General features: G+C 65.6%; 12 protein-coding genes and 1 pseudogene. 10 read left to right on the top strand and 3 right to left on the bottom strand.

Features of this window, described 5'->3' with window-relative positions; all coding sequences use genetic code 11:
- The first annotated feature begins 198 nt into the window (after positions 1–198).
- From IVB47_RS20605 to IVB47_RS20575, 7 genes are all read left to right on the top strand, one after another.
- Positions 199–1,212, top strand: a complete 1,014-nt coding sequence (locus IVB47_RS20605) for an ABC transporter permease (protein WP_018456013.1) — start codon at positions 199–201, stop codon at positions 1,210–1,212.
- A gap of 2 nt (positions 1,213–1,214) precedes the next feature.
- A complete protein-coding gene (locus IVB47_RS20600; RefSeq protein WP_247463742.1) occupies positions 1,215–2,114 on the top strand; it encodes an ABC transporter permease in 900 nt (299 codons plus the stop codon).
- Positions 2,115–2,217: 103 nt separating this feature from the next.
- On the top strand, positions 2,218–3,957 hold the full coding sequence (locus tag IVB47_RS20595; RefSeq protein ID WP_247463739.1) for an ABC transporter ATP-binding protein: 1,740 nt from the start codon (positions 2,218–2,220) through the stop codon (positions 3,955–3,957).
- A gap of 19 nt (positions 3,958–3,976) precedes the next feature.
- The gene (locus IVB47_RS20590) at positions 3,977–4,156 is read left to right on the top strand and encodes a DUF4089 domain-containing protein (protein WP_007615797.1); all 180 of its coding nucleotides are present in this window, start codon (positions 3,977–3,979) and stop codon (positions 4,154–4,156) included.
- A 7-nt stretch (positions 4,157–4,163) separates the two neighbouring features.
- The gene (locus tag IVB47_RS20585; protein WP_247463735.1) at positions 4,164–5,561 is read left to right on the top strand and encodes an AtzE family amidohydrolase; all 1,398 of its coding nucleotides are present in this window, start codon (positions 4,164–4,166) and stop codon (positions 5,559–5,561) included.
- A gap of 1 nt (position 5,562) precedes the next feature.
- On the top strand, positions 5,563–5,955 hold the full coding sequence (gene hpxZ, locus IVB47_RS20580) for an oxalurate catabolism protein HpxZ (RefSeq protein ID WP_007615793.1): 393 nt from the start codon (positions 5,563–5,565) through the stop codon (positions 5,953–5,955).
- Between the two features lie 4 nt (positions 5,956–5,959).
- Positions 5,960–6,682 (top strand): GntR family transcriptional regulator, encoded by a 723-nt coding sequence (locus tag IVB47_RS20575; protein WP_027565933.1) that lies wholly within the window; start codon positions 5,960–5,962, stop codon positions 6,680–6,682.
- A gap of 111 nt (positions 6,683–6,793) precedes the next feature.
- Here the strand turns inward: IVB47_RS20575 and atzF are convergent, their stop codons facing one another.
- On the bottom strand, positions 6,794–8,611 hold the full coding sequence (gene atzF / locus IVB47_RS20570; protein ID WP_247463732.1) for an allophanate hydrolase: 1,818 nt from the start codon (positions 8,609–8,611) through the stop codon (positions 6,794–6,796).
- 296 nt (positions 8,612–8,907) lie between these two features.
- Between atzF and IVB47_RS20565 the strand changes: the two genes are divergently transcribed.
- The gene (locus IVB47_RS20565) at positions 8,908–10,758 is read left to right on the top strand and encodes a feruloyl-CoA synthase (protein ID WP_247463729.1); all 1,851 of its coding nucleotides are present in this window, start codon (positions 8,908–8,910) and stop codon (positions 10,756–10,758) included.
- Between the two features lie 286 nt (positions 10,759–11,044).
- On the opposite strand, the gene IVB47_RS20560 is transcribed toward IVB47_RS20565, so the two are convergent.
- Positions 11,045–11,551 (bottom strand): MarR family transcriptional regulator, encoded by a 507-nt coding sequence (locus IVB47_RS20560; RefSeq protein ID WP_247463727.1) that lies wholly within the window; start codon positions 11,549–11,551, stop codon positions 11,045–11,047.
- Positions 11,552–11,634: 83 nt separating this feature from the next.
- Between IVB47_RS20560 and IVB47_RS20555 the strand changes: the two genes are divergently transcribed.
- Positions 11,635–12,855: a cytochrome P450 gene (locus IVB47_RS20555; RefSeq protein WP_247463724.1), complete on the top strand. Its 1,221-nt coding sequence runs from the start codon at positions 11,635–11,637 to the stop codon at positions 12,853–12,855.
- A gap of 44 nt (positions 12,856–12,899) precedes the next feature.
- Positions 12,900–14,111: an ABC transporter substrate-binding protein gene (locus tag IVB47_RS20550; RefSeq protein WP_027565928.1), complete on the top strand. Its 1,212-nt coding sequence runs from the start codon at positions 12,900–12,902 to the stop codon at positions 14,109–14,111.
- Between the two features lie 61 nt (positions 14,112–14,172).
- On the opposite strand, the pseudogene IVB47_RS20545 reads toward IVB47_RS20550, so the two are convergent.
- Positions 14,173–14,591 (bottom strand): annotated as a pseudogene (locus tag IVB47_RS20545) (NAD(P)/FAD-dependent oxidoreductase); the annotation flags it as partial.

Genomic DNA, 14,591 nt, shown 5'->3' with positions numbered 1-14,591 from the left:
GAGGGGTAGCCACGAACTCCGACCTCGCTTGGGGCTACCCCTCACCCCAACCCTCTCCCATCGCAAGTCGGGCCTGCCCGACTTGCGCCAATCACCAATGCGCAACCGGGGCAGACCCCGGTTGCGTGGGAGAGGGGGCGCAGCGGAGCAGGTGGCGCGAACCCGCCCACAACCGCAGAGCAGCAGGAGCGCAACCCCATGCTGACCATGATCGGCAAGCGCCTGATGTTCGCGATTCCCTCGCTGATCGGGGTCGTCATCGTCACCTTCCTGCTGACCCGCGCACTACCGGGCGATCCCGCCGCCTATTTCGCAGGGCCCGCCGCAACGAAGGAAGCCGTCGAGCAGATCCGGAAAAAACTCGGCCTCGACAAGCCGCTGATCGAGCAGTTCTTCCGCTACACCAACGATCTCGCCCATGGCGATTTCGGCAATTCGCTCACGACGGGCCAGCCGGTCGCAGCCGAGATCCGCAACCGCCTGCCGGCCTCCGCCGAGTTGACGCTGCTCGGCCTCATCGTCTCGGTCGTCATCGCCATCCCTCTCGGCGTGCTGGCGGCGACGCGGCCGGGATCGTGGGTCGACCATCTCTGTCGCGTGACGACGACGGCCGGCGTCTCGCTGCCAGTGTTCTTCACAGGTCTGGTGCTGGTCTATGTCTTCTATTTCCGGCTCGGCTGGTCGCCTGCGCCGCTCGGCCGGCTCGATGTGTTCTACAGCGCGCCGCCGACGGTGACCGGCTTCTATCTGATCGACACCCTGATCGCGCGTGACTTCGAGGCGTTCCGTTCGGCATGCAGCCAGCTGATCCTGCCGGCGACGACGCTTGCGATCTTCTCGCTGGCGCCAATCGCGCGCATGACGCGCGCCTCGATGCTGGCGGTGCTGTCGTCCGAGTTCGTGCGCACCGCGCGCGCCAGCGGCCTGTCCCCGGCAACCGTCATCGTCACCTATGCCTTCCGCAACGCGATGCTTCCGGTCATCACCACGCTGAGCATGGTGTTCTCGTTCCTGCTCGGCGCCAACGTGCTGGTGGAGAAAGTGTTCGCCTGGCCAGGCATCGGCTCCTATGCGGTCGAGGCGCTGATCTCGTCGGACTTCGCGCCGGTGCAGGGTTTCGTGCTGACCATGGCGGTGATGTACGTGCTGCTCAATCTCGTGATCGACATTCTCTATGGCGTGATCGATCCGCGCGTGCGCTTGGAGGGCTAATCATGAGCACCGTTGCGCCTGCTGTTGAACCTGTCGGTCCCGCGCGGACCTCAGGGTTCGTCGCGCTGCTCGACCAGACCCGCTACGTGCTTGGCGAGAACAAGGTCACGGGCTTTGCCTTCGCGCTGCTGATCGTGATCCTCCTTGCCGCGATCTTCGGCCCCTATGTGGTGCCGTATGATCCGCTGGCGTCCGACACCGCGGCGTCGCTGAAGCCGCCCTCGGCCGCGCACTGGTTCGGCACCGACCAATTGGGCCGCGACATCTTCAGCCGGGTCGTGGTGGCGACGCGGCTCGATACGTTCATCGCGGTCGCCTCCGTCGCGCTGGTGTTCCTGATGGGTGGGCTCGCCGGCATCGCGGCCGGCTATTTCGGCGGCTGGACCGATCGCATCGTCGGCCGCATCGCCGACACCATCATGGCGTTCCCGTTGTTCGTGCTCGCGATGGGCATCGTCGCAGCGCTCGGCAACACCGTGCAGAACATCATCCTCGCAACGGCCATCGTGAACTTCCCGCTCTATGCCCGCGTCGCGCGCGCCGAAGCCAATGTCCGCCGCAATGCCGGCTTCGTGCAGGCCGCGCGTCTGTCCGGCAACGGCCAGTTCCGCATTCTTCTCGTGCATATCCTGCCGAACATCATGCCGATCATGATCGTGCAGATGTCGCTGACCATGGGCTACGCCATCCTCAATGCCGCCGGCCTCTCGTTCATCGGCCTCGGCGTCCGTCCGCCGACGGCGGAATGGGGCATCATGGTCGCCGAAGGCGCCGGCTTCATGGTGTCAGGCGAATGGTGGATCGCGCTATTCCCGGGCCTCGCTCTGATGATCGCCGTGTTCTGCTTCAACCTCCTCGGCGACGGCCTGCGCGACATCGTCGACCCCCAGCGGAGGACGTGATGGCGGGATTAGGCGTGAATTTTCGCTCAAAATTCTCCAATGATTTCAATCCCGTTCTACTGTGCATGGGGTTGTTTTCGATGTTTTTGTTTGGGAGGTGCCCATGACCGCCCAGCCGCTGCTCGATGTCCAGGACCTCACCGTCGAATTCACCACCCGCCGCGGCATCGTCAAGGCGGTGCAGCACGTCAACATCTCCGTTGCCAAGGGCGAGACGCTCGCGATCGTCGGCGAGTCCGGCTCCGGCAAGTCGGTGACGTCGTATGCGGTGATGCGCATCCTCGACCGTGCGGGGCGGATCGCCGAAGGCTCGGTGATGTTCTCGGGTATCGACGTCAAGGCCGCGACCGAAGACCAGATGCGCGATTTGCGCGGTCGCGAAGTCTCGATGATCTTCCAGAACCCGCGCGCCGCGCTCAACCCGATCCGGAAGGTCGGCGACCAGATCGAGGACGTGCTGCGCACCCATGTCCAGCAGGCCATGGTTTCGGACCGCGGCGAAAAGGCGATCGAGGCGCTGGAGCAGGTCAAGATCGCCCGTCCGCGCGAGCGCTATCACGCCTATCCGTTCGAATTGTCCGGCGGCATGTGCCAGCGCGTCGTCATCGCGCTCGCGCTCGCCTGCAATCCGCAACTGCTGATCGCGGACGAGCCGACGACAGGGTTGGACGTCACCACGCAGAAGGCGGTGATGGATCTGATCGTCGAGCTGACCAAGCGCAAGGCGATGTCCACCATCCTGATCACGCATGACCTCGGCCTCGCGGCCGCCTATTGCGACCGTGTCGTGGTGATGGAAAAGGGCCGGGTGGTCGAGACCGCCAAGGCCGCCGACATCTTCGCCAACCCGCAGCACCCCTACACGAAGAAGCTGATGCGCGCGACGCCGCGGCTCGGTGTGAGCCTGCGGGATCTGTTGCCGGAGGAGGAAGGCTCAGCACTCGCCGCCACGAGCGCAGCATCCGCGGAATTGGCTCCGATCGTCCCGGCGGGCAAGACGCCCCTTCTCCTCATCGACAAGCTGGTCAAGGAATATCCCCGTCAGGGCGCCACCGCCACGCTCGGCAAATTGTTCGGCCGCAAGCCGCCGGTCGAGCCGGATGTGTTCCGCGCCGTCGACGGCATCAGCTTCTCGGTCGGTCACGGCGAGAGCGTCGGCCTGGTCGGCGAGTCCGGCTGCGGCAAATCGACCACGTCGATGATGGTGATGCGGCTGCTGGACCAGACCTCGGGCCTGATCCAGTTCGACGGCGAGGACATCGGCGCCATCGCGCCCGCCGGCTTCGCGCGTCTGCCGCAGCGCAGCCGCATCCAGATGGTGTTCCAGGATCCGACCGACAGCCTCAACCCGCGCTTCACCGCCGTGCGCGCCATCGCCGATCCCATCATGCAGCTCGGTGACATCAGGGGGCGCGACGCGCTCCGCGCTCGCTGCGAGGAGCTCGCCACCATGGTGGGCCTGCCGCACAATCTGCTGGATCGCTTTCCGCACCAATTGTCGGGCGGCCAGAAGGCCCGCGTCGGCATCGCCCGCGCCATCGCCCTGCACCCGAAACTCGTCATCCTGGACGAGCCGACCGCCGCGCTCGACGTTTCGGTCCAGGCCGTGGTCCTCAATCTGCTCCAGGACCTCAAGGCGCGGCTAGGTATGGGTTATCTGTTCGTCTCGCATGATTTGAACGTAGTGCGCTTGTTGTGCGATCGTGTCATTGTCATGCGGTCGGGTCGAATCGTCGAGGAAGGGTCTTCCGAGAGGGTCTTGAGCGATCCGCAGGACGATTACACCAAGGAGCTGCTGACGGCGATCCCGCATCCGCCGCTGCAGACACAGGGCGCACACTGAGAGCTTGTTTGGGAGCGTGATGGCCGAACCGCTGGACGATTATATCGACGCTGTCACCAAAGCGTTGGCGTTGCCCGTCGAGGAAGCATGGAGGTCGTCCATTCGCGCCAATCTCGAGGTCTCGCTGCGGCTCGGCCGTCTCGTCGACGAATTCGCGCTGCCGGACGAGACCGAGCCGGCGCCCGTGTTCACGGTCTGACGCCGCCATGACGACCAAGCCAGAGATGACGGCCTCCGAGATCGCGAGCGCGGTTGCCGGCCGCAAGATGTCCGCGCTCGATGCCACCGAAGCCGCGCTTGCGCGCATCAAGCAGCACGACACCATCCTCAATGCGTTCACCGACGTCACCGCCGATCGCGCCCGTGCCAAAGCGCGCGCGATCGATGCCGATATCGCCGCCGGCAAGGCCGTCGGCCCATTGGCCGGCGTGCCCTTCGCGGTCAAGAATTTGTTCGACGTAGCAGGCCTCGCCACCCGCGCAGGCTCGAAGATCAACCGAGACCGCGTGCCCGCCACGCGCGATGCCACGTTGATCGAGCGCATGGAAGCGGCCGGCGCCGTCCTGGTCGGTGCGCTCAACATGGGCGAATACGCCTATGACTTCACCGGGGAGAACGTCCATGACGGTCCCTCGCGCAATCCGCATGACACGACGCGGATGAGCGGCGGCTCCTCTGGCGGTTCGGGCAGTGCCGTGGGCGGCGCGCTGGTGCCGATCGCGCTCGGCTCCGACACCAACGGTTCGATCCGCGTGCCGTCCTCGTTCTGCGGCATCTTCGGCCTGAAGCCGACCTATGGCCGGCTCTCGCGTGCGCGCTCTTTCCCGTTCGTCGCGAGTCTCGATCATCTCGGCCCGTTCGCGCGCTGCGCCACCGATCTCGCGCTGGCCTATGACGCCATGCAGGGGCCGGATGCCGACGACGCCGCCTGCACCACCACACGTGGTCTGGAGCCGACGCTGCCGCTGCTTGCCAATCCGGTTTCGGACCTGCGCATCGCGATCGCCGGCGGGTACTTCCAGCAGAATTTGTTTCCGGAAGCCGTCGAAGCCGTCAGCCGCGTCGCCAAGGCGCTGGGCGCCACGCGCGTGGTGGACGTGCCGGAAGCCGCGCGTGCCCGCGCGGCGGCCTATGTCATCACCACCACAGAAGGCGCCTCGCTGCATCTCGATCGGCTGCGCAAGCGACCGAACGATTTCGATCCCGCCGTGCGCGACCGGCTGATCGCGGGCGCCATGGTGCCGGCTCCGCTGGTCGACCGCGCGCAAAAATTTCGCCGCTGGTATCGCGCGCAATTCGCGGAGATTTTCAAATCCGTCGACGTGCTGATTGCACCGGCGACGCCATGCACCGCGCCGAAGCTCGGCCAGGTCAATTTCAATCTCGGTGGCGTCGAGCTGCCGGTGCGTGCCAATATCGGCCTCCACACCCAGCCGATCTCATTCATCGGCCTCCCCGTAGTCGCCGTGCCGGTGCCGCTCGAGCCGCTGCCGATCGGCGTGCAGATCATCGCCGCGCCCTGGCGCGAGGACATCGCGTTGCGCGTCGCGTACGCGTTGGAGAAGATGGGCGTCGCCGCCGCGCCCAGCCCAAGAGGATTTTGAGATGGAGATCGATCTCCCCGACGTGATCGCGGACGTCAAAGCCGCGTTCGAGCGCTACGAGCAGGCCCTGATCACCAACGACGTCGCGGTGCTCGGCGAGCTCTTCCGCAACGATCCCCGCACGCTGCGCTATGGCATCGGCGAGAACCTCTACGGCTATGAAGCGATCTCCGGCTTTCGCGCCGGGCGCTCGCCGGTCGGCCTCAATCGCCGCACCGCGAAAACCGTGATCACCAGCTATGGCCGCGACACCGCGGTCGCCTCCACCCTGTTCTATCGCGACACGATGCCGGGCAAGGTCGGCCGGCAGATGCAGACCTGGGTAAAGTTCCCGGAGGGCTGGCGCGTCGTCGCCGCCCATGTCAGCATCATCGACGAGTCGAAAGAGACCTGACCGTATGACGCTTGACGATCTTCCGCCCGGAGCGCTGCCGGCCGAACCGGCGGTGCCGCGTGTCGACCGGGCGTCGCCATCAGCGCACAAGGTCACGCGCGCCGAGGAGCTGCGCCTGCAGCTCGCCGACGAGATCGTGCGCGGAGCTTTGCCGCCTGGCGCGCCGCTTGACGAGACCGACATCGCGCGCCGCTTCAGCGTTTCGCGCACGCCGGTGCGGGAAGCACTGCGCCAGCTCGTGGCAAGCGGCCTGGTCGAAGCGCGCGCCCATCGCGGCGCGGTGGTGGCGCAGCCCTCGTTCGAGCGGCTGACGGGCATGTTCGAGGCGATGGCGGAGCTGGAAGCGCTGTGCGCGGGCCTTGCCGCTGAACGCATGTCAGCCGCCGAGCGTCACGGCCTGGAAGCCATCCACGAGGAGCTGCGGGTGTTGAGCTACGCCGGCAACCCCGATCGCTTCCACGAGGTCAACGAGCGCTTCCACAATGCGATCTATGCGGGATCGCAGAACGGCTACATCGCCGAGATCACGCTGGCGACGCGCGTGCGGGTGCAGCCGTTCCGCCGCGCCCAGTTCCGCAATCTCGGACGTCTCGCCAAGTCGCAAGCGGAACACGATCGCGTCGTCGTCGCCATCATGCGCGGCGACAAGCAGGGCGCCGCCGCCGCGATGCGTGCGCATATCGAGCTGGTGCGCGGGGAGTACGAGATCTACGCGGTGTCGGTTTAGGGCCGCGCGCACGGTGCCGTAGGGTGGACAAAGGCGCAAAGCGCCGTGCCCACCATCTACCCAAGCTGACGGTGATGGTGGGCACGCTTCGCTTTGCCCGCCCTACGAGACCTACGCTGTCGCAGCTTCCGCCATATACTTCCGCCAGCCGCCATACGCGGTGATGTCGCGAGCGTCGCCCAGCACCTCGGGCTCGACGAGAAATCCCTTCACGCTGCGGCCATCCGCCAGCCGCACGGTGCCGATCGCCATCGGCGCGGGAATCGCGTTGACGAACTTGCCGAAGGCGGACGACGACAGCGACCAGATCTCCAGCTCGATCGACGCGCCCTTGCCGGCCTCGACGCGCAGCATGCCCGGCTTCGGCGGCGTGGTCTTCAATGCGTAGAGCTTGTAGTCCGCCGCGGTCCTGGTCGCCTCGATCAGCTGGCCGTTCAGCGCTTTCAACTCGCTGTTCAGCACCATGCCGGACAGATGCGCGCCGACTACGGCGATGGGAATCTCGTCGCTGCTATCAGCGGCAAGCGGCGCCAGCGCGGGTTGCGCCACGCCCTTTGCGCCAAGCGTCAGTTTGGTATCGGCATGGAACACGCGCCCGATGCTGGCGAGCAGCGCATCGTGTCCGGTGGGAGCAAGGAGCGTGATGCCGAACGGGATGCCGTCGGCACGCATCGCCGCCGGCAGCGCGAGACCGCAGAGGTCGAGCAGATTGACAAAGTTGGTGTAGGTGCCGAGCCGACTGTTGAGCTCGACCGGATTGGCCAGCACCTGCGCGGTCGTATAGGCCGTCGGCGCCGTCGGCAGCACCAGCGCGTCGATATTGGTGAAGGTGCGCTCGGCGATCTTGCGCAGGCCCTGCAGACGATAGAGCGCGGAGAAGGTGTCCGCCGCCGTCAACCGCGCACCGGCCGCAGTGATCTCGCGCGTCACGGGATGGATGGCATCCGGCGCGGACGCCAGCAGGTCGCGGATCACGAGATAGCGCTCCGTGACCCACGGTCCCTCGTAGAGCAGTCGGGCCGTCTCATAGAACGGCTCGAGGTCGAACTCGACGAGCGTTGCGCCAAGCGCGGTCCAGCGCTTCAGCGCCTCGGCGTAAGCCGCTTCCGCCTTCTTGTCGCCGAAGAAGATCAGCTGTCCGCTGCGCGGCACGCCCAGGCGCAGGTTTGCCGGGAGCGGGGTGATCGCGCCAAGCGGCCGGTCGCGCGAGAACGGATCGGCCTGATCGGGACCTGCCATCACGGAGAGCGCCAGCGCGGCGTCGTCGACCGTCAAAGCGAACACCGAGATACAGTCCAGCGTCCGGCACGCCGGCACCAGGCCAGCGGTCGAAATCATGCCGAGGCTCGGCTTGAGACCGACGATGTTGTTGAGCATCGCCGGCACGCGGCCGCTGCCTGCGGTGTCGGTACCTAACGACAGTGGCACCAGCCCGGCGCCGACGGCGGCGGCCGATCCCGAGCTTGATCCGCCGGGAATGAGGTCATCGCGGATTGCGTTCCTGGGGATGCCGTAGGGCGAGCGCACGCCGACAAGGCCGGTCGCGAACTGGTCGAGATTGGTCTTGCCGATGATGATCGCGCCGGCGGCGCGCAGCCGCGCAACCGCGGTCGAATCGTGTGTCGGGATGTACGAGAAGGCCGGGCACGCCGCGGTGGTCGGAAATCCCAGCGCGTCGATATTGTCCTTCACGACCACCGGCACGCCATAGAGCCGCAGGCTGGCGGCCTCCTTGGTGGCGAGCTTCTCGGCCTCGGCGACCGCGTCCTTTTCGTCGCGCAGGCTGATGAAGACGGCGGGATCATTGTGGTCGCGGATGCGCTGATAGGTGCGTGCGACCGTCTGCGCCGGCTTGAGCGTGCCCGCGCGATGCGCGGCCACGATCGCGGCGATCGTTTCAGGCTGCTCAGCCCCCATTTCAGCCTTCATGGCGACAAATCTCCGGCAACGTCTCTTCACCCCGATCGAAGCAAGCGATGTGCCATTGTGTACAGAATCCGGGCAGGACAAGTGCTGCGGATATTACCGAGAGATCAGAGGCTTGTGGGATATTTCGAGCGCTGGCGGAGCTTCGTGTCAGCGCCCTGTTACGAGCATTTGCGCAAATAATGGGCAGCTCAACGGGCCTGAGCTTGCGCCCCAACAATTGTCATGGCCAACATGCAGGCCAACGTGGTCCGCGACGAGGCTGCGGCCGATCCCGGCTTCCGGGCGAGGAGGAAACCATGACAACCGCCCCTCGCGGTGATGCTGCGAGCCTGTTCGCGACACCCAGAACCGTTGCCGAGCATCGCGCCGACGGCAGCATCGTGCTGCGCTCGCCCGAGCCGCTGCGCGATGGCGCGCGCTGCATCGGCGACTGGCTGGAGCAATGGGCGCGGCAGAGGCCCGATGCGATTTTCCTCGCCGAGCGCAGCAGTGCCGAATTGCCATGGACCACCGTCACCTATGCGCAGGCGCTGCGCCAGGTGCGCGCGGCGGCGTCCTGGGTTCTGGCGCAAGGTCTCGGCGCGGAGCGCCCGCTCGCGATCCTCTCCGATAACAGCATCGATCACGCGCTGCTGGCACTGGCGGCCCAGCATGTCGGCGTGCCCTCGGCGGCGATCTCGCCGGCCTATTCGCTGATGTCAAAGGACTTTGACAAGCTCAAGAGCATGATCACGCTGCTGGAGCCGGGCGCCATCTATGTTTCCGCGACGAGGCTGTTTGCGGCGGCGCTGGCCGCGATCAAGCCTTTGCATAGCGCGCAGATCATCAGCGGCAATGCCGACGATGCCGATGCGCTGGCCTTCCGCACCATCGCGGCAACGCCCGAGACCGCCGACGTCGCAAAGGCCTTCGCCGCGGTGACGCCCGCGACGATCGCAAAGCTCCTGTTCACTTCGGGCTCGACCGGCACGCCGAAAGCCGTGATCAACACCCAGCGCATGCTGACGTCCAGCCAGCAGGCCAAGGCCCAGACGTGGACCTTTCTCGAACAGGCGCGCGAGGATCTCGTCATTCTCGACTGGCTGCCCTGGAGCCATACGTTCGGCGCCAACCACAATTTCAATCTCGTGCTGCGCAATGGCGGCTCGCTCCATATCGACGGCGGCAAGCCGGCGCCCGGCCTGTTTGCGACGTCACTCGCCAATCTCAAAAGCGTGATGCCGACGGTCTATTTCAACGTGCCGCGCGGCTTCGACATGTTGATCACGGCGCTGCGCGCAGACGAGGAGCTGTGTCGCCGCTTCTTCAGCGAGGTGAAATTCGCCTTCTACGCGGGGGCTGCGCTGCCGCAGAATCTCTGGGACGCGCTGGAAGAACTTTCCGTCAAGACCGTTGGCCGCGCGATGCCGATGGTCTCGGCGTGGGGCTCGACCGAGACGTCGCCGCTGGCGACCGACTGCCATTTCCTCGCGGAGCGCTCGGGCAATATCGGCGTGCCCATCCCCGGCACCGAATTGAAGCTCGTCACCTCCGGCGACAAGCTGGAGGTGCGCGTGCGCGGCCCCAACGTCACGCCGGGCTATTGGAAGGCGCCGGAGCTGACCAGGCAGGCGTTTGACGACGAGGGCTTTTATCTCATTGGTGATGCCGTGAAGTTCGCCGATGCGAACCGGTCTGAGCGCGGCCTGTTCTTCGATGGCCGTGTCGCGGAGGACTTCAAGCTCAATTCCGGCACTTGGGTCAGCGTCGGCACGCTGCGCCTCGCCGGCATCGCCGCGCTGGCGCCGCTCGCGCAGGACATCGTCGTCACTGGCCATGGCGGCGACGAGGTGCGTTTTTTGGTGTTCCCGAACATCGCCGCATGCCGCGCGCGTGCCGGCCTGCCCGAGGCCGCAGCCGTGAACGAATTGCTCGCGCATGACAAGGTCAGAGCCGCGATCGCGCAGGGTCTGGCGAAACTCAAGCAACACGGCGCCAACTCCTCCGGCCACGCCACGCGCGCCCTGCTGCTCGCCGAGCCGCCGTCGGTGGACGGCGGCGAGATCACCGACAAGGGCTACATCAATCAGCGCGCCGTGCTGACGCGGCGCGCCGATGCGCTGGCGCGGTTGGATGACGATGTCTCGGGTGAGTGGATCGGTCTGTAGCAGTTGAAACGGCAGCTCTTCGTATTAGGTGGGCGGCCGTAGGCCTCCTCTCGCAATGACGGGGCTGAAACAGCTCGCCGTTAGGCCAGCTGCCCTGCCGCATTATCTTGCATGATTCCTTTGTTGCCTAAGCAACTAATTTATGCGAACCGTTCCAGACAAGGATGACGGCGGGAGGAACCGCCGCGTCGGATCGGAGGAAGCTATGCTCGGCAGAGAGAGTGCCGCCGGCGAATGCTGGCGCATGCCTGGACATGAGAGAGGTCCGCGTACCGCGCGTGCTCCGTCAGGTCTCGGTGCTGCCGGTCACCGCGCCGAGATTTTCGTGCAGGCGGCGCAACAGGTCGATCAGCACCTCGCGCTCGTCCTTGTCCAGGCAGGACAACAGGCGCCGTTCGCGCTCGAATGCGGCGACGATCACCTTGTCATGGATGGCGCGGCCCTTCGCCGTCAGCGCGATCGAATGGGTGCGCCCGTCGTTGGGATCGGTGCGGATCGAGATCAGCCCCCGCTTTTCCAGACCAGCCAGCGTCCGGCTCACCGGGCCCTTGTCGAAACCGATGACGTGGCAGATGCGCGAGGCGGGAATGCCGGGCTCGATCGCCAGCAGCGACATGATCCGCCATTCCGTGACGTTGACGCCGAACTCTCGCTGATAGAACGCGGTGGCGCTGTTCGAGAGCTTGTTGGCGATGAAGGTGATGAACGCGGGGACGTAGCGGTCGAGATCGAGCGTCGGTCCCGTCTCGGCGGGCGCAAGTTTTTGGCGGGCTCTGGTCGAAGACGGCGGCATGTCGGGATTCTGTCTCGCGGCGTGTCTGGAGACCTAAAGGTAAGCGCGGCCCTTTCACAAGATCAAAATGAGGGAGGACTTCCATGAGCACTTCCAGCTCCCCGGAAATCAGCGGTTCGTCGGCCGTCCCGCATCTCGACGTCGATCCCTTCGACATGAATTTTTTCGCCGATCCCTATCCCACGCATGAGCTGCTGCGGGAGGCGGGACCTGTCGTCTATCTCGACAAGTGGAACGTCTATGGCGTGGCGCGCTATGCCGAGGTCCATGCCGTGCTGAATGATCCCGCGACGTTCTGCTCCAGCCGCGGCGTCGGCCTGTCCGACTTCAAGAAGGAGACGCCGTGGCGGCCGCCAAGCCTGATCCTCGAAGCCGATCCACCCGCGCACGCCCGCACCCGCGCCGTGCTCTCGAAGGTGCTGTCGCCGACGGTGATGAAGGGGCTCCGCGACCGCTTTGCCGCGGCAGCGGAAGAGCGTGTGGACGCTTTGCTGGAGAAGCGCAGCTTCGATGCCATCACGGACCTCGCCGAAGCCTATCCGCTGTCGATCTTCCCGGATGCGCTCGGGCTGAAACCTGAGGGACGCGAGAATCTCATTCCCTATGCGAGCGTGGTGTTCAACGCCTTCGGCCCGCCGAACCAGTTGCGCAACGAGGCGATCGCGCGCTCGGCGCCGCACCAGGCCTATGTTACCGAGCAGTGCCAGCGGGACAACCTCACGCCCGGCGGCATCGGCGCCTGCATCCACGCTCATGTCGACGAGGGTGCCATCACCGCGACCGAAGCGCCGCTGCTGGTGCGTTCGCTGCTGTCGGCGGGCCTCGACACCACCGTCAACGGCATCGGTGCAGCGGTCTACTGTCTCGCGCGCTTCCCGGAGCAGTGGCAGCGCTTGCGCGGCGATTTCACGCTGGCGCGCAACGCTTTCGAGGAGGCCGTCCGTTTCGAAAGTCCGGTGCAGACCTTCTTCCGCACGACAACGCGCGAGGTCGATCTGTCAGGCGCGACCATCGGTGAGGGCGAGAAGGTGTTGATGTTCCTGGCGGCTGCCAATCGCGATCCGCGGCGCTGGGACAAGCCGGACAGCTACGACGTCACCCGCCGCACGTCGGGCCATGTCGGCTATGGCTCAGGTATTCACATGTGCGTCGGTCAGCTGGTCGCGCGGCTCGAAGGCGAGACAATGCTCGCGGCTCTGGCCCGCCGGATCGCGAAGATCGAGATCACGGGCGAGCCACAGCGCCGTTTCAACAACACGCTGCGCGGGCTCGACAGCCTGCCTGTAACCATCACGCCGGGCTGACGCTGCCGGCATCGGAAATAATCAATACGACAGGGGAGGGACCAATGAAGAACTTGAAGTGGACGCTTGCGCTGGCCGCGAGCCTGATTGGCGGCGCGGCAAATGCCGAGATCTCCGACAATGTCGTGCGCGTCGGCGTGCTCAACGACATTTCCGGCATCTTCCAGGATACCAACGGCATGGGCTCGGTCGAGGCCGCGCGGATGGCCGCTGAGGACTTCAACGGCGGCGGCAAAGGCATCAAGGTCGACATCGTCTACGCCGATCACCAGAACAAGGCCGATGTCGGCAACGCCATCGCGCGCAAATGGCTCGATGTCGAGGGCGTCGACGCCATTGTCGACGTGCCGAATTCGGCGGTCGGCCTCTCCATCAACACGCTGCTGCGCGGCAGCCGCATGACGTTTCTCGCATCATCTACCGCGAGCTCCGATCTCACCGGCAAGGCCTGCTCGCCCAACACCATCCAGTGGGTCAACGACGCCTGGGCGACCGGCAACACCACGGCGGCCGCGATGATGTCGCGCGGCGGCAAGGACTGGTATTTCCTCACGGTCGATTACGCGCTCGGCAAGGGCATCGAGGCGGAAGCCCAGAAATACATCGAGGCGCATGGCGGCAAGGTGTTGGGCTCCAGCAAGCATCCGCTCGGCACGTCCGACTTCGCGTCGTTCCTGTTGCAGGCGCAGGGCTCCAAGGCCCAGGTGATCGGGCTCGCCAATGCCGGCGGCGACACCATCAACGCGGTGAAGCAGGCGGCCGAGTTCGGGATCCAGCAGGGCGGACAAAAGCTCGTCGCCTTCCTGCTCTTCATCAACGACGTCCACGGCATGGGCATCAAGGTCGCGCAAGGGCTCCAACTCATGGAGGCCTTCTACTGGGACATGAACGACGACACCCGCGCCTTCGCCAAGCGCTTCGCCGCGCGGCCCGGCATGAACGGCAAGATGCCGAGCGGCAACCAGGCCGGGGTCTATGCCTCCACGCTCGCCTATCTCAACGCGGTCGCCGCCACCGGCAGCGACAATGCCAAGGATGCCGTGCCCGAGATGAAGAAGTTCAAGGGCAAGGACAAACTGTTCGGCGACACCACGATCCGCCAGGACGGCCGCGTCGTGCATCCGATGTATCTGTTCGAGGTGAAGAAGCCGGAGGAGTCGAAATATCCGTACGATTATTACAAGCTGGTTTCGACGATCTCTGCGGAGCAGGCGTTCCGCCCGCTGGCGGAAGGCGGCTGTGAGCTGGTGAAATAGGGGCGGCGAGCGCGCCTCACTTAACCTCTCCCCGTAAGAACGGGGAGAGGGAGAAGAAGCCCTACACCACCTTACTACTTCCTTGCGTGATCAGCCGGGCGGCGCGCTGGTCGCGGGCGTAGATCCAGAGCCAGCTCAGCGCGACGCTGAGGCGGTGGCGCAAGCCGATCAGGAAGTAGATGTGGGCAATGCCCCAGATCCACCACGCGATGGTGCCGCGCAGTTTTACCTTGCCGAAGTCGATCACCGCGAGCCGCTTGCCGATCTGCGCGAGGCTGCCGGAGTGCTTGTAGCGGAACGGGCCGGTCGGCTCTTTGCGCAGCCGGGCCTTGATGGTCTCGGCCACGTGACGGCCCTGCTGCTTGGCGGCGGGCGCGATGCCGGGCACGGGCTTGCCGTCCCAGGCGTTGATCAAAACGGTATCGCCGATCGCAAAGATTTCGGGATGACCGGGGATCGTAAGATCGTCTTCGACCTGCA

Source organism: Bradyrhizobium sp. 62 (assembly GCF_023073035.1).
Classification (GTDB): domain Bacteria; phylum Pseudomonadota; class Alphaproteobacteria; order Rhizobiales; family Xanthobacteraceae; genus Bradyrhizobium.
Note: the sequence above shows the minus strand (reverse complement) of the source record. Positions and strands in the feature narration are given on the sequence as shown.

Coding starts and splice junctions, on each gene's coding strand:
- hpxZ (WP_007615793.1), top strand. CDS start 5,563: ATGGAGATCGATCTCCCCGACGTGATCGCGGACGTCAAAGCCGCGTTC.
- IVB47_RS20565 (WP_247463729.1), top strand. CDS start 8,908: ATGACAACCGCCCCTCGCGGTGATGCTGCGAGCCTGTTCGCGACACCC.
- atzF (WP_247463732.1), bottom strand. CDS start 8,611: ATGAAGGCTGAAATGGGGGCTGAGCAGCCTGAAACGATCGCCGCGATC.
- IVB47_RS20590 (WP_007615797.1), top strand. CDS start 3,977: ATGGCCGAACCGCTGGACGATTATATCGACGCTGTCACCAAAGCGTTG.
- IVB47_RS20550 (WP_027565928.1), top strand. CDS start 12,900: ATGAAGAACTTGAAGTGGACGCTTGCGCTGGCCGCGAGCCTGATTGGC.
- IVB47_RS20605 (WP_018456013.1), top strand. CDS start 199: ATGCTGACCATGATCGGCAAGCGCCTGATGTTCGCGATTCCCTCGCTG.
- IVB47_RS20585 (WP_247463735.1), top strand. CDS start 4,164: ATGACGACCAAGCCAGAGATGACGGCCTCCGAGATCGCGAGCGCGGTT.
- IVB47_RS20600 (WP_247463742.1), top strand. CDS start 1,215: ATGAGCACCGTTGCGCCTGCTGTTGAACCTGTCGGTCCCGCGCGGACC.
- IVB47_RS20575 (WP_027565933.1), top strand. CDS start 5,960: ATGACGCTTGACGATCTTCCGCCCGGAGCGCTGCCGGCCGAACCGGCG.
- IVB47_RS20560 (WP_247463727.1), bottom strand. CDS start 11,551: ATGCCGCCGTCTTCGACCAGAGCCCGCCAAAAACTTGCGCCCGCCGAG.
- IVB47_RS20555 (WP_247463724.1), top strand. CDS start 11,635: ATGAGCACTTCCAGCTCCCCGGAAATCAGCGGTTCGTCGGCCGTCCCG.
- IVB47_RS20595 (WP_247463739.1), top strand. CDS start 2,218: ATGACCGCCCAGCCGCTGCTCGATGTCCAGGACCTCACCGTCGAATTC.